This is a genomic window from Erwinia persicina NBRC 102418, assembly GCF_001571305.1.
In the GTDB taxonomy this organism is placed as follows: domain Bacteria; phylum Pseudomonadota; class Gammaproteobacteria; order Enterobacterales; family Enterobacteriaceae; genus Erwinia; species Erwinia persicina.
The window spans coordinates 86,322-100,941 of sequence record NZ_BCTN01000005.1; the positions used below are offsets into that span (position 1 = coordinate 86,322).

The following is a 14,620-nucleotide window of genomic DNA, read 5'->3' on the forward strand; positions in this document are numbered from 1 at the left end:
TCGCCTACTGTTTGAGTTTCGGGTCGAGAGCGTCGCGTAAACCGTCGCCCATCAGGTTAAATGCCAGTACCGTCAGCAGAATGGCAACACCCGGGAAGGTGACCACCCACCAGGCACTCTGCGCAAACTGCAACACGTCGGAGAGCATGGTGCCCACTCCGGCGTGGGCGGTTGTGCCCCCATACCCAGGAAACCCAGCGCGGCCATATCGAGGATCGCGTTGGAAAAACCGAGAGACGCCTGCACGATCAGCGGTGCCAGGCAGTTTGGTAAGATATTAATGAACATCTGACGCACGGCACCCGCTCCGGCCACGCGGGAAGCCGTGACGTAGTCGCGGGTGACTTCTACCAGCACCGCCGCACGGGTCAGTCGAATATAGTGCGGCAGGGCGACAAAGGTCAGCGCTATCGAGGCGTTAACAATCGACGGGCCGAAGATAGCCACCAGCACCAGCGCCAGCAGCAGGCTTGGCAGCGCCAGCATAATATCGACCAGACGCATAATCGCTGCGTCTACCGCGCCGCCCACATAGCCGGCAATCAGACCAAAAATCACGCCAAAGATCAGTGACAGCACTACCACCAGACAGCCGACCAGCAGCGACAGGCGGGCACCGTACATCAGCCGCGACAGCACATCACGGCCGACGTCATCCGTGCCGAATACATACTGCCAGCTACCGCCTTCCTGCCAGGCCGGAGGCTTCAGCAACGCATCACGGAACTGCTCCGCCGGGGCATGAGGTGCCAGCACGCTGGCAAAGACCGCGATGAAAATCATCACAACCACGTACACCAGGCCGATTACCGCGCCTTTGTTACGCTTAAAGTAGTGCCAGAATTCCTGTAACGGGGTCATCGGCTTGGGTGCAGCGTTAACGCTACCTGGATCCACAACAGACATGTTGGCCCCTTATTTCTTATGACGAATGCGTGGATTAACCACGCCGTAAAGCACGTCGACCAGCAGGTTGACGACGATAATCAACGTGGCCACCATCAGTACCCCACCCTGCACAACCGGGTAGTCGCGGCGCTGCAGTGCGTCGATTAACCAGCGCCCCAGGCCTGGCCAGGAGAAGATGGTTTCCGTCAGGATGGCACCTGCCAGCAGCGTACCGACCTGAAGACCAATCACCGTGACGACCGGCAGCATGGCATTGCGCAGCGCGTGGACCACAATGACCCGCATCGGGGTCAGTCCCTTAGCGCGTGCGGTACGGATATAGTCCTCGCCCAAGACTTCCAGCATCGCCGAGCGCGTCATACGCACAATCACCGCCAGCGGGATAGTGCCCAGCACGATGGCCGGCAGGATCATATGCATCACGGCATCGTTGAAATCGCCGGGTTCGCCCCAGAACAGGGTGTCGATCAGCATAAAGCCGGTCAGTGGCATGGTGTCATCAAGGAACACCGTGTCCCCGATGCGCCCGGAAACCGGGGTCAGATTAAGCTGCACCGAAACCAGCATGATCAGCATCATGCCCCACCAGAAAATCGGCATCGAGTAACCGGTCAGGGAGATCCCCACGGCCGTATGGTCAAAGATGGAACCGCGTTTAACGGCTGCCAGCACGCCGACCGGGATACCGACGGCAACGGCGAACAGCATGGCGCAGATGCCCAGCTCAAGCGTGGCCTTAAAGCGCGGGACAAATTCGTCCCACACCGGTACGCGACTTTTCAGTGACATACCGAGGTCGCCGTGCAGAACGCCTTTGATATAAGTGAGGTACTGCTGCCAGAGAGGCTGATCCAGACCGAGCTGGGCCATTAACTGGGCGTGACGTTCCGGGGAAATACCGCGCTCGCCCACCATAATCATCACCGGATCGCCGGGGATCATATGAACAAACGCAAAGGTTAACAGGGTGATACCGATAAACGTTGGGATAACAAGACCCAAGCGTCGGAGTATGAACTGCAACATATTCCGTATTCTCTTTTAGTTCCTGCCAGCCGTAACCGACAGGATTATTATTGCTCACATCTTGCGCGCGAATATCCGCAGGGGACATCCACCCGCGACGCAGCGAACTGCGCCTTGACGACCTGTTTGCATCCTGGCAAAAGGGCCGGGGAAGACCCGGCCCTGGGGAAAGTTATCAGAGCCGGACAGCCCGGCCCGTAACATTATTCCTTGATATCGACCTGAGCGAAGTAGTGACCACCCAGCGGATCGACAACATAGCCGGAGACTTTTTTGCTCACCGGCTCATACACCGTGGAGTGGGCAACAATCAGTGCAGGGGCCTGATCGTGCATGACCACCTGAGCCTGCTTGTACAGTTCGATACGCTTGTTGTGATCGTCGGTCGCACGTGCAGGCTGGATCAGATCTTCAAACGACTTGTCACACCAGCGCGAATAGTTCGAACCGTCTTTCGCCGCAGCGCAGCTGAACAGGGTGGCGAAGAAGTTATCCGGGTCCCCGTTGTCACCGGTCCAGCCCATCATTACGGTCTGGTGTTCACCGGCTTTAGCACGCTTCAGGTACTCGCCCCACTCGTAGGTGACGATTTTGGCTTTTACGCCAATCTTCGCCCAGTCGCTCTGGATCATCTCTGCCATGCGGCGCGCATTCGGGTTGTAAGGACGCTGTACCGGCATCGCCCACAGGTCAATAGTGAACCCGTCAGCCATACCGGCTTCTTTCAGCAGCGCTTTCGCTTTGACCGGATCGTACGGGTAGTCCTGAACGGCGTCGTTATAGCCCCACATGGTCGGTGGGATCAGGTTTTTCGCTTCCTGCCCTGCGCCCTGGTAGACCGCTTCGATAATCGCTTTCTTGTTTACTGACATGGTCAGCGCCTGACGGACTTTCAGGTTATCCAGCGGTTTTTTCTCAACGTTAAACGACAGATAGCCGACGTTCAGGCCAGGCTGCTCCAGCAGGTTAATATTTTTGTCCTGCTTCATACGTGCGATATCAGCCGGGTTCGGGTACGGCATCACCTGACATTCGCCTTTTTGCATTTTGGCGTAGCGCACGGAAGCATCCGGGGTGATAGAGAACACCAGACGGTCAATCTTCGGCTTGGTGCCCCAGTATTCTGCGTTCGCTTTATACAGAATGCGGGAATCTTTCTGGTACTGCAGCAGCTGGAACGGGCCGGTTCCCACCGGGTTCAGATCCACTTTTTCCGGGGTACCCGCTTTCAGCATATTGTCGGCGTATTCTGCTGACAGGATCGACGCAAAGTCCATCCCCAGGTCAGCGAGGAACGGTGACTCAGGGCGGGTAAGTTCGAAACGCACCGTATTGTCATCAACCTTAACAATTTTGCTGATAAGCGCAGGCATGTCCATGCCTTCGAAATACTCGTAGCTGCCGCCGGAAACGCCGTGATATTTGTTGTTTTTATCCAGCTGGCGTTCGAAGGTAAACACCACATCGTCAGCGTTGAAATCGCGCGTCGGTTTAAAGTCTTTGGTGGTCTGCCACTTCACGCCTTTGCGCAGGTGGAAGGTATAGGTTTTCCCGTCTGCACTCACATCCCATTTTTCCGCCAGCCCGGGGTGTAATTCCGTGGTTCCGATGGTGAATTCCACCAGACGGTTATAGATCTGACGCGAGCTAGCGTCATAAGTGGTGCCAGAGGTAAATAACTGTGGGTTAAAACCTTCAGGCGAACCTTCAGAACAGTAAACCAGGGTCTTCGCCTGAACACCTGTAGCCATTAACAGCGCGATGGCGCTGAGACCGACCTTCAGCATCCCGGATTTAGCCAGGGAAATACTCATGCTTATGCTCCAGTAGTGATGTGATGTTGTGTGCGTTACCCGGCAATGTGTTGCCGGGTATTCACGCCGACCGATAATTTTTTTAGGTGGTCTGTGCGTGGCGCCTTGCGGCATCAGTCAAAAGGACAGGATCAGAGAGATGCTGACGAAATGAAACTATCAGACAAATCCCCTTACCTTTTGTACTGAGGGTTCAATTTGTCAATAGTTTCAGGGAACGTCAATACAAGTGTCGGGTATTTACTCTTTCTGTGAGAAACAGCAAGCAAATATAAAAAAAACAATTCAATAACATTTCCAGTGTTAAACGTTATTAAATGTGATCTTAACCACATTAAACCCTGGCTTACTGTCGCCAGAGCAGCACATCGCGTCGGGAAAAAACCCAAAAAATAATCCACAAAAAGTCGATTATTACCCGATAAAGTGGGCTATATGGCTAACTTATAGATAAAAATGCTGCAACGTAGAGATAAGTAATGAGCAACAAGCCACAATCGGTCATAAGAAAAACGCGACGCGAATTAAGTGATTTATCGCAGGTGGGATAAGGCTTTTATGCCGTTTTACAGGAGAGATTTCTCGATAAATCCCCGTTCCCCAGGGCTGAGCGGCAGCAGATTATTCGGCAGGGGCCGGTAAGAACGTCATACCCTGGCGATGTAAACCACCACTGCGGGTAAGCATGTTTGAGGGGGCTGGGCACGCAGGGAGGCGTCTTTTGCCGCTCGGGCATCAGGGAGGGAATAAAGAAGGGGGGAGCTCAGGGGACGACCTTTTGCCGGTCGTCCCCTGTAACGGTTACGGTTTTTTCGGGTCCGCACACCAGTTGTTCGCCTGCTTAATCCCACCGTCCGGTGACGTATAGCCCAGGCATCCCATGATGGTGTCAAACAGCTCAACATGACGATGCGTTTTGCCCGCCTTCTGTTCTGCCTGTAGCTGTTCGAAGGCGCGTTTGTTCGTCGGATCAGCCAGGTACTTATCTGAAGCCCAGACAATCATCGGCACGCGGAACTGCTCTGGCGGCGCCATATTGCGTGGCGTTCCGTGCAGGTGCATGTTTTCGCTGATGGACTCGCCGTGGTCGGCAGCATAGAACACGATCGCTTTCTTATCGCGCAGCTGGTCATAGACGCTGTCCAGCATCGTATCGACATACAGAATCGAGTTGTCATACGCGTTGATCAGCATCTCTTTACTGCAGGTATCGTCCACGCCCAGGCACTCCGGCTGGTAACGGGCGAACTCGCGCGGATAACGCTGAGAGTATAAGTAATGTGAGCCTTTGGTATGCAGGATCACCAGGTGTTTACCCTTAGGGTGATCGTCAATAGAGGCCTTCAGCTCCGGGATCAGCAGCATGTCATCCACTGATTTCCCCTGGTTGCGCTTCTCTGAACCAATCTGCTCGCGGAAGGCGTAGCTGTCAGCGTCGGTGTTGTTATAGAACCACACCTCACTCTGCATGGCGAAGAGATCGGAGCTAAAGCCCAGCTCCTTCAGCACCGCAAAGACATTCTGCTCCTTCAGCGTGCGGCCAGGGTTATCCATGGTACCGCCTTCGCGCACGAACATGCAGCGCAGGGAGAGCTTGGTCGAGGTATCGCAGGACTCCCCACGGAACGCCACCAGGTTTTTCTCCTTCGACAGCTTCGGCGTGTTATCACGCTCGTAGCCCAGCAGGCCCATATGATCCCAGCGCGTGGTTTCACCAATAACAAACACCACGTAGGTGTCATCCAGCCCTTCTGGTGCGTTATAGGTGAATTTTTTCGCCGGATCGAGCAGGTTTCCGCTGTCCATCCGCTCATCATAGGTGGTGTAGGCAAACAGCCCTACCGCACTCAGCCAGTTAGACGGCAGATAGGAGTGTGCCACCACGCCGCCATAGCTCGGCAGATCAACGTTGGTGATCTTCTCATTGGCGCTCTGGATTTTATCGAAATAGCGGATAGGCCCCCAGGTCAGTAGCAGGGCCAGCAGCAACGTCAGCAACGGCTTTATGCGCTGGCCCGGCGTTTTAAGCTGTTCCAGCAGCGTCATGCGCAGGCTGCTCCACCAGATCAGCACCAGCGGCGGCAGACTGACCAGCACCATCCAGAGAATAAAGTGGTAACCCACCACCTCTTTCGACAGATCGGTGTCCGTGGTCATCACCGAGGCGACAATGCCATAGCCAATCACCACATTAAAGAAGGCCATGTAGTAACTGGCAGAAACGGAAACCACTACCAGCAGCGTGGCGGTTATCCGCCAGAACCATTTTCCACCCAGCGACAGCAGGCGAAACAGGAAGAACGTCAGCAGTACGGCCGCCATCCCTTCTGCCAGCGCAGACAGCCACTGCATGATGTGAAATTTATCGAAAAAGGGACTAAATCGACGATAAAACACCGGAAGATTCAAAAACAGTCCGACGTAGAAAGCCAGCAACAGCGACAACTTTTGCTGGGAATACATTTTAATAGAATTCATTCGACCTTTAATCCTGGCGTAACCTAAACGAGTGCTAACACGATCTGAACGCTAATCAGACCCTGGCACCGCCTCAGAGTTCGGTAATAACGCCGATAAACCTTAAGGCCGCTCATAACCAGAGGAATCTGATAAGAAAAGTTGGGGGCATAGTTAACCATACTCAGGGACGTTAGTCTGTGAACAACGAAAATTTAGGCATTTTACGGTTAAGCCCAGAGGGGGGGCTGAACAGGGAAGATCCGGGAAGGGAAAGTAACCGGGGCCGTAACCCCGGTCAGGGGCGTTAGTTGATAATCGTTAACGTCACGTCGATATTGCCCTGGGTGGCATTAGAGTAAGGGCAAACGATATGAGCCGCATCAACCAGTTTCTGGGCGTCGGCGCTGTCCATGCCCGGCAGGTGGATGTTCAGCGTGGCTTCAATGCCAAAACCGGTTGGCAACGGGCCGATACCCACTTCGCCTTCTACGAACGCGTCTTTTGGCATGGCCAGTTTGTCACGCCCGGCAACAAACTTCATCGCCCCGAGGAAACAGGCCGAGTAGCCGGCAGCGAACAGCTGTTCCGGGTTAGTGACGTTACCGCCTGCCCCGCCCATCTCTTTTGGCAGGCCAAGCTGGAGATCCAGCACGCCGTCGGAGGAGGTCGCACGGCCTTCACGGCCACCGGTGGCTTTTGCTTTTGCACGGTATACAACTTTTTCTAAAGACATGGTGAGCTTCCTGTTAGTTTATTTAACGAGCTATTAAATCGCGTACTATATATATGATTCAAGCATAGCATCATGCGCAACCTTCACCGCCGTCAGCGGTTAAGGTTGTCGCGGAGTATTTCCAGTTCGCCCTTCAGGGACTGAAGTGTCTCCAGCTCACAGGCCGAAGCACAGCGGACTGACTCGGGAATATCCAGCGCTTTCATGCGCAGTTCACGCCCGGCGTCGGTCAGAGTGACCACCACCTGCCGTTCATCTTTACGGGAGCGGAGGCGATGTAACAGGCCCGCCGTCTCCAGACGCTTCAGCAGCGGGGTCAGGGTCGCGGAGTCAAGAAACAGCCGCTCTCCGATTTCCGATACCGTCACGTCATCACGCTCCCACAGCACCATCATCACCAGGTACTGAGGATAGGTGATCTCCAGCGGAGCCAGCAGCTGACGGTAGAGCTTATGCAGCGCCAGGTTAGCGGAGTAAAGGGCGAAGCACATCTGCTGATCGAGCAACAGTGGCGCATCCGCCGCTTTTTTGTCATCTTTATCTGTAGTCATCGCCATAATATAAATAGTGCGCTATATATTTGCAAGCAACTTTATTATCAGGGAGTGTAATATGCAGACACTGGAAGAACAGGCACAGCGCTATGCCAGTAAAGCCCATGCCGAAGCCGGGCAGCGACGAAAGTATACCGATGAACCCTATATAGTGCATCCGGCCGCCGTAGTTGAACTGGTGCGCAGCGTCAGTGACGATGAAGAGATGCTGGCCGCCGCATGGCTGCACGATACCGTTGAGGATACCCCCAGTACGCTGGAGGATATCCGCACCCACTTCGGTGAAAGGGTGGCATCGCTGGTCGGGATGCTGACCAACAAAGGTGCCACCACCGGGCAGAACCGCACGGCACGCAAAGTGGCTCATTTTCGCCATACCCAGCAGGCCTCTGCCGATGCGCAGACCATTAAGCTGGCTGATATTATCGACAATACGCGCTCCATTGTTCACTTCGACCCGCATTTTGCGCGCGTCTATCTGATTGAAAAACGAGTACAAATTCGCCTGTTAACCGACGGCAATGCCACCCTGCACCAGATGGCAGACCAGGTCATCGAACAGGGGATCGCGCAGCTGCAGCATGCGCCCTGGCATGTCGCTGGCGAGTGGTTTGAAAAACAGGAAAAAAAATACAATATATAACAACCGGTTAATATTAAAAGTCATGCAATGCGTGACATTATGTGCGGTAGTAACAACAACCGCATAAAATGGCTAGTTCTGCCAGATAACATCCCTATCATTGCCCCCCAATTAATCACTGGGAGGCAACATGTCTACTGACTTAACAATAATAAAAAATAAAACACTCGCATTCTTAGGGGCCGCCCTGTTCCTCAGTATCATGATGGGGCTGGTATTTATTGATATTGTCTGGATGAACAATGCCCTCCATGAAACCTCATTCACGGAAATCGCTCAGGAAACAATGCTGGCGGCGATCGCGCTGATGTTCTTTCACCGTGCCTGGCGTTCCCCGGTACAGCGCCCGGTGATGGTGCTGGTAGGCGGTTTCTTCAGTTGCATGTTGATCCGCGAGCTGGATTTTTTGTTTGATAAGATTACGCACGGCAGCTGGTTCTGGTTTGCACTGGCACTGGCGCTGGCCTGCCTTGCTCAGGCATTGCGACAACCGCGCGGCATCGTCGCTGGCCTGGCAGCCTTTATGTCACACCCGGCATGGGGCGTAATGGCCGCCGGCATGCTAACCATCCTGGTGTTCTCCCGTCTGTTTGGTATGCATCAACTGTGGGAACACCTGATGCTGGAAGGCTATAACCGTACGGTTAAAAACATGGCGGAAGAAGGGAGTGAGCTGCTGGGGTATTCCCTGTGCCTGTTTGCCACGCTCAGTTACCTGTGGCAGGGAAAGCACAACGTCAGGCACTCACGGACCGCACCTGACACCACGTTATGATTTACCGGATATTACGCGGCTGAGTAGCCAGCGCATTTCGTGACGACAGGTATTTTCACGCGGACGGCGCTTAGAACTGGCTTGATTTTCAGGGGTCTTTTTTCCGTTTTCAGGCGCTAAAAAGACCTTTTCAATGAGGATCTCATGACACAGATGGCGTGAGCCCTTCGCTTTAGTTTTACGCGTCTGGCAATGAATAATCTCATTTTTACGGATAATGTAAGACATCAGGAAGGAAGCACGGCGTTCGGTGATCGCAAACGCGGTGGAGATTTGTTTGCGGTCTATCCATTTATGCTGATGGCGGCACCACAGCGCGATCAGGATATAAAGCGGCCTGTCAGCATATTCACTCAGCTCTTCAGGAATGAGCCCGCCATCATGGTTACTTTGTGAGACAGTTTTGACGACTTTCTCTTGCTGCTTATGCGCCGACGCTACGACCTTTTTCATCATATAGTTGCCATCCATAGCCGGAAAGTCCCCGCCTCAGACCCAAGGCGGGGAAAATTAACAGGCAATCACCAGGAGTAACTGATCCCTACGTTTGCCTGCCACGGACGCTCAATGTCATCGCCTTTGGTATAGTTGAAGCTGGCGAAACCACCGACATCCTTCATCAGTTTCACCTCGGCACCTGCCCCCACCTGAACCGCCGCACCATCAATGCTGTTGTTCATGGTGACGTTATTCAGCTTCACTTCATTGCTGTCAGCAAATTCGTTCAGACCCGCCAGGTGGAAATAAGGTTTGATGTAACCCTGATTAATATCAAAGGTGTACCCCACGTCAGCACCAATCTCACCCTGCAGCGATTTGTAGTCATCACTGTTAACCACCATCCCGTTGTTCATGGTGTAGTGGGCACCATCAATCGTCCGGCCGGTGGCTTTGATATAGGGTTCTGCGAAGTAACCGTTATCAGCCCAGGTGTAACCCACGGCCATACCCAGACCGTAGCCGTTGCCCGAGAAATCAGAACGTGAACGCTGACCATCCAGCGTGCGGGCGTCACCGCTGTTACTGAAGTGGTCAAACTGCGCGGTGGTATCGACAAAGAGACCATTGTCAAAGTGACGGGACAGATAGAACTGCGCACCGTAGCTGTCCAGGTCGCCGCTGCTGTTCATTACGCTCATATCTGAACGTGCAGAAGAGAACGCCAGGCCTGCTAACCAGCTGCCGCCATTTTTGGCATCAAAGAGGTTATCCACACCCAACATGACGCCGTTGGTATCCAGAGAGTAGTCTGCCCCTGCGCTGGTGGTATTTTTGCTCTTACCGCCAAAGTAAGAAACCCAGACACCCCCATCGTCCATCGCGTGACGTGAGGCTTTCATATGCTGGGATAACGCTTCATTTTCCAGGCTGGCCACATTTACCTGAGATGCCGCCATACTTAACGCCGTAGCAGCGCTGTTCGACAGGTGACCATTATTTTTGAAGTACACATTATGTTCGTTGTGCACGCTGTCATTTAACTGATCGACCGCATCATACTGCCAGACACCCATTTCGGTGCGTCCGTAGAAGTGGGCATTGCTACCGCTGGCCTGATAGTTAACAAAACTGTGCGGGTTGTACTTGCTGGCCGCATTTTTGTCACCGCGATCGGCGATATATCCCTGTTTCACGTAGGGTTCCACGCCCGAGTTAGCGATAGCCAGCTTGTAGGAGCCCTGCGCAGATCCTTTCACCTGCATCGAACCATAGGTGTACTCACCGCCCAGGTTCAGCAGCGGATCGGCCACCGCCTTACCGATATTAATCAGTGATGTCAGATTGTTGCCCTGGCTGTCTTTACCCTGCATCAGGTTACCGTGCACCACAACGCGCGCTGCGCCGACATCTTCATAGCGGCCACGGTCACCCAGTGTCGCATTGTCAGTTTCCATGTTGATCATGTTCAGCGTGGAAGCGGAGAGATTCAGATCGTGCACGTCGCTGATTGCCAGGCCACCCTCTGCCGTTGCTGCTGCATTCCATACGGAACCGTTAGTGACGTTCAAATCCGGATGGCGGGACAACACATCGGTGCCCCCCACAATGAAATCAGGCTGCGCGACAGAGGTAATACCCGCCACGCGGCCATTCAGGGTACTGTGGTTGAGGTTAACGGTCGCTGGCGTCCAGGCGGCACCGGCGTTGGCCAGCAGCGTCTGATTAGCGCTGCTGACAGCATTTTTGTAAATCGCCGTCGCCGAGCTGGAACCGGTGATCACGTCCCCGGTCAGCGTCACCGGCGCATCCGACGCCGTCACGTCAACCAGTTGTACGAAGTACCCCGTCTGGCCAGAAGCCGTAATATCGCCATTAACCACGCTGTTATTGGCGATGTTCAGGGTGGTGCCGTTATGCTCACGGTTAAGCAGGCTGTTGTTAGCCACGGCCGCACCACTGGCGATGTAATGGCCGGTCTTGCTGTCCCGCACCACCGTCACGGTGATGGTCGGGCGATAGCCGTCATGATCCAACTGGACGTTACCATTGAGCGTTGAATGATTCACATCAACACGGTTGGCATGGCCGGACAGGCTCAGGGCATTACCGGCATGGTTTACCCCACCGGAGAGGGTAGACTGGTTGGCGATAGAGACAAACAGTCCAGAACCGGTAATCGCCACTGCCGTGGAACGCTTATCAGCATAACGGTCGTAGGCGTCACCACGATGACTGCCGTTATTGTTGTCATCAGAGCGTACGGCGGCGATGTTTTTTGCCGTAATCTGGGCATTATCCAGCACCACGTTGGCCGAACTGGCGACCTGATGAGTCAACACGCCGGACGAGACGACCTGTCCGTCTTTATCAAACTGATGGTTGACGCTGCTGCTGTTGATGCTCAGGCCGGTGGCAAACGGACGCTCACTATATGTGTGCTCATCACCGTGCTGGTCACCATTGATTCCGGAAGCGCCCACGGGCACGGCATCTTTATCCAGGGTGTTGTCGATGGTGGTATTTTTCATTACCAGCACATCGCGGGCGCGCTGATTGCCGGTGTTCTCCTGCAGATCACCGTTAACGGCAACCGCCGCAGTAACATCATTCTGCAGGCTAACCACTTTAGAATAGATCGCCGCATTCAGCAGGCCAAAATCGCCGCCCACGCTGGTCACCGGCTTGAGGTAAACATCCGAATTGCGATCAAGTACCAGGGAGGAGGTCACGGTTAGAGGGATTTTATTGCCACTCGGATCCAGCACGAAGGTGTCATCTGCATTTTTCTTATACTGGATAACCCCCGCCGCATCACGCTGGTAAAGCGTAACGGACTGCGTTTTCTGATATCGCTGATCGGCCGTGCCCATTTTCAGACCGTTAACAACGCCAACCGGCACCGAATAGCCGTTCTGGCTGACGGCATGGGCCTGACGTTCACCGTGCAGTGCACGTTGATCGTCTTCATTGATCAGATAATTTACGTCGCCCTGCAGGCTGGCTGCACTGGCATCCATGTAACCTTTATAACCGCTGCTGTTCAGCAGGGCTTCAAATCCCGGCGTGTGCGGGTTGATATTCACCCAGCGGGAACCGGTCAGCGTGTTGTTAACCACGGTCAGGTTATCGCCACCAATAAAGACTGAGCCCCCGCCGGTGTACTGACCCTGGCCGTTATGGCTTAGTGCGGTGATATCTTTTACGGCGGGCGTTACGCCGGCGGCGAAAGCAGCACTACTCATACCAACGATAACGGAGACCGTCAGTGCACTCAGCCTGAAACTGTTTTTTTTCATCACTGCAATTCCTTTTTATAAAAAACAATTAAACAGTCGCCTCACTGGCAGCTGCTTTTGCTCATCCATTTATTTAAAGCAAAGTCTTCCACACCAGAAATAATCGCTATTTCAGTGACAGGTAATGACGCAATATAATTTACGGGAATCGTTATACTGAGTCTTAATGGCCTCTTTAAATAAGATAGAGTATGAAGAAGTCTGTGGACTGCAGGTAATTAATGTAAAGTGACAATAAATGATCATTTCGATAAATTTTATTAATCGATAAGGCAATCAACTAACAGGCCACTCAACAGCATAAAATAAAAATAAATAGTTTATTAAAATGCATTAAAAAAGAATATACGCTTAAAAAAGGGCAGGTGAACGTATCGTAAAAAAATAACATGATAAAATAATCGCAAAAAAAACAGACTCTCCTGGTTATCCCTACTCATTTCAATATCAGGATAAACTGACCTTTCCGGCATATTAAGCACTAACGGCAAAAGAACATAAATAGGCACAACAGCCACCTTTATCATCAGAACAAATCATAAAAAAAGCTATTTCCCGCAAAAAAACCTTCGGGCCAGAATCCCACACCATGCACTCTTAACGTTCGCGTGCTATTTTGCGCACTAAAAAAAGAGACAGAAATTATAATATTCCAGCACAGGGAAAAGGATTTACTTTTATTCATACCAATAATAAAAAATAGAAAATTTGGCCGTTTCAGGCCGTCTGCCCCCTCATCCGGCCAGGCCTGATGCTTCCTGTCTTACAAGCGTCATCCACCGTTAATAAAAACGTCATTCCGCCCCGCTAGCGTAAGCCCACTTATTATTGCAAAGATGCACAGCGGGTATGAGCTATCTCTCTCTTCACCATATTCACAAAGCCTGGGGCAGCAAAACCGCGCTCAACGACATCAGCTTCGGGGTGGCAGAAGGCGATTTTATCGCGCTCCTCGGGCCTTCCGGCTGCGGCAAGTCGACCCTGTTGCGTACCATCGCCGGACTGGAGTCTGCCGACAGTGGCGCTATCTGCTTTCAGCAGACCGATGTCACCACCCTGCCGCCATCGCAGCGTAAGCTGTCGATGGTGTTCCAGTCTTATGCGCTCTTCCCCCACCTTAACGTGCGGGAAAATCTGCTGTTTGGCCTGCGCGCCCGTGGCGAAGACAAGCGTCATTTCCCCGCGCGTCTGGAGGAAGTCAGCCGCCTGATGGAGCTGGCACCGCTGCTTGACCGGCTGCCGTCCCAGCTGTCAGGCGGGCAGCAGCAGCGCGTGGCGCTGGGCCGTGCGGTGATCGCCAACAATAAACTGTGTCTGATGGATGAGCCGCTCTCTAACCTGGACGCCAAGCTACGCCAGAGCATGCGCCGCGAAATTCGCGCCCTACAGAAGAAGCTCGGCCTGACGATGCTGTACGTCACTCACGATCAAACTGAAGCCATGAGCATGGCCGATAAGATTATTTTGCTGAACGACGGCGCTATCGAACAGCACGACACCCCGGATAATCTTTACAACAACCCCGCCAGCATTTTTGCCGCACAGTTCATTGGCGCGCCTCCGATGAATATCATTCCGCTCCGGCGCGAGGGCCAGCACCATTACCTTGGAGAAATGCCGATCCCGGTGGTGGAGCACCGCCATGAAGAGGCCCTGAGCCTGGGGCTGCGCGCGGAAGATATTCAGCTGACCGCTGCCGACCGGGCGGCGCTCACCGCCCGGGTCATCAGCTACGAATATATGGGAGCCGACACCCTGCTGGTTTGTCAGATCGCCGCCTGCCGGGAGCCGATCACCGTCAAGGTCGCCGGCATGAGGCGTTTCAGTGAACACAGCCTGGTCGGGCTGCAGTGGTCAGCCTCCCGGCACTATTTCTTCGTCACCGCCAGCGGCAAACGCTGCTACGGTGCGGAACAGACCGCTTTACCGTCAGAACAAAAATATGCTGTTTAATCATCATTTTATCGCC

General features: G+C 53.5%; 10 protein-coding genes and 1 pseudogene. 3 read left to right on the forward strand and 8 right to left on the reverse strand.

All coding sequences use genetic code 11. The features are described 5' to 3' along the window. Window positions 1-4 precede the first annotated feature (4 nt). The 6 genes and pseudogenes from dppC to EPE01S_RS07410 form a co-directional block, all read right to left on the reverse strand. Window positions 5-906 (reverse strand): annotated as a pseudogene (dppC, locus tag EPE01S_RS07385) (dipeptide ABC transporter permease DppC). Window positions 907-915: 9 nt separating this feature from the next. After that, window positions 916-1,935 carry a dipeptide ABC transporter permease DppB gene (gene dppB, locus EPE01S_RS07390; protein ID WP_062743961.1) on the reverse strand — a complete coding sequence of 340 codons (1,020 nt, stop codon included), beginning with the start codon at window positions 1,933-1,935 and terminating at the stop codon, window positions 916-918. A gap of 203 nt (window positions 1,936-2,138) precedes the next feature. Continuing rightward, window positions 2,139-3,749, reverse strand: a complete 1,611-nt coding sequence (dppA, locus tag EPE01S_RS07395) for a dipeptide ABC transporter periplasmic-binding protein DppA (protein WP_062743962.1) — start codon at window positions 3,747-3,749, stop codon at window positions 2,139-2,141. 801 nt (window positions 3,750-4,550) lie between these two features. Beyond that, window positions 4,551-6,227, reverse strand: a complete 1,677-nt coding sequence (gene eptB / locus EPE01S_RS07400) for a kdo(2)-lipid A phosphoethanolamine 7''-transferase (RefSeq protein ID WP_062743963.1) — start codon at window positions 6,225-6,227, stop codon at window positions 4,551-4,553. Window positions 6,228-6,513: 286 nt separating this feature from the next. Continuing rightward, entirely contained in the window at window positions 6,514-6,942 is a 429-nt protein-coding gene (locus EPE01S_RS07405; protein WP_062743965.1) for an organic hydroperoxide resistance protein, read from the reverse strand. A gap of 92 nt (window positions 6,943-7,034) precedes the next feature. Further along, window positions 7,035-7,493, reverse strand: a complete 459-nt coding sequence (locus EPE01S_RS07410) for a MarR family winged helix-turn-helix transcriptional regulator (protein WP_062744133.1) — start codon at window positions 7,491-7,493, stop codon at window positions 7,035-7,037. A 61-nt stretch (window positions 7,494-7,554) separates the two neighbouring features. On the opposite strand from EPE01S_RS07410, the gene EPE01S_RS07415 reads away from it, so the two are divergent. Together EPE01S_RS07415 and EPE01S_RS07420 are read left to right on the forward strand one after the other, a co-directional pair. Beyond that, window positions 7,555-8,139 carry an HD domain-containing protein gene (locus EPE01S_RS07415; RefSeq protein WP_062743967.1) on the forward strand — a complete coding sequence of 195 codons (585 nt, stop codon included), beginning with the start codon at window positions 7,555-7,557 and terminating at the stop codon, window positions 8,137-8,139. Window positions 8,140-8,269: 130 nt separating this feature from the next. Next, window positions 8,270-8,914 (forward strand): hypothetical protein, encoded by a 645-nt coding sequence (locus EPE01S_RS07420; protein ID WP_062743968.1) that lies wholly within the window; start codon window positions 8,270-8,272, stop codon window positions 8,912-8,914. Here EPE01S_RS07420 and EPE01S_RS07425 read toward each other — a convergent pair. Beyond that, the gene (locus EPE01S_RS07425) at window positions 8,909-9,370 is read right to left on the reverse strand and encodes a CaiF/GrlA family transcriptional regulator (protein WP_162901002.1); all 462 of its coding nucleotides are present in this window, start codon (window positions 9,368-9,370) and stop codon (window positions 8,909-8,911) included. The two genes, EPE01S_RS07420 and EPE01S_RS07425, sit on opposite strands and share 6 nt — an antisense overlap. 65 nt (window positions 9,371-9,435) lie before the next feature. Beyond that, a complete protein-coding gene (locus EPE01S_RS07430) occupies window positions 9,436-12,651 on the reverse strand; it encodes an autotransporter outer membrane beta-barrel domain-containing protein (protein WP_062743972.1) in 3,216 nt (1,071 codons plus the stop codon). An 849-nt stretch (window positions 12,652-13,500) separates the two neighbouring features. On the opposite strand from EPE01S_RS07430, the gene EPE01S_RS07435 reads away from it, so the two are divergent. Next, on the forward strand, window positions 13,501-14,604 hold the full coding sequence (locus EPE01S_RS07435; RefSeq protein ID WP_062743974.1) for an ABC transporter ATP-binding protein: 1,104 nt from the start codon (window positions 13,501-13,503) through the stop codon (window positions 14,602-14,604). Window positions 14,605-14,620: the final 16 nt, after the last annotated feature.

Excerpts from the sequence above, each read along its gene's own strand:
- EPE01S_RS07425 (WP_162901002.1), bottom strand. The coding sequence starts at position 9,370 with ATGATGAAAAAGGTCGTAGCGTCGGCGCATAAGCAGCAAGAGAAAGTC.
- EPE01S_RS07410 (WP_062744133.1), bottom strand. The coding sequence starts at position 7,493 with ATGACTACAGATAAAGATGACAAAAAAGCGGCGGATGCGCCACTGTTG.
- dppA (WP_062743962.1), bottom strand. The coding sequence starts at position 3,749 with ATGAGTATTTCCCTGGCTAAATCCGGGATGCTGAAGGTCGGTCTCAGC.
- EPE01S_RS07435 (WP_062743974.1), top strand. The coding sequence starts at position 13,501 with ATGAGCTATCTCTCTCTTCACCATATTCACAAAGCCTGGGGCAGCAAA.
- EPE01S_RS07415 (WP_062743967.1), top strand. The coding sequence starts at position 7,555 with ATGCAGACACTGGAAGAACAGGCACAGCGCTATGCCAGTAAAGCCCAT.
- dppB (WP_062743961.1), bottom strand. The coding sequence starts at position 1,935 with ATGTTGCAGTTCATACTCCGACGCTTGGGTCTTGTTATCCCAACGTTT.
- EPE01S_RS07420 (WP_062743968.1), top strand. The coding sequence starts at position 8,270 with ATGTCTACTGACTTAACAATAATAAAAAATAAAACACTCGCATTCTTA.
- EPE01S_RS07405 (WP_062743965.1), bottom strand. The coding sequence starts at position 6,942 with ATGTCTTTAGAAAAAGTTGTATACCGTGCAAAAGCAAAAGCCACCGGT.
- EPE01S_RS07430 (WP_062743972.1), bottom strand. The coding sequence starts at position 12,651 with ATGAAAAAAAACAGTTTCAGGCTGAGTGCACTGACGGTCTCCGTTATC.
- eptB (WP_062743963.1), bottom strand. The coding sequence starts at position 6,227 with ATGAATTCTATTAAAATGTATTCCCAGCAAAAGTTGTCGCTGTTGCTG.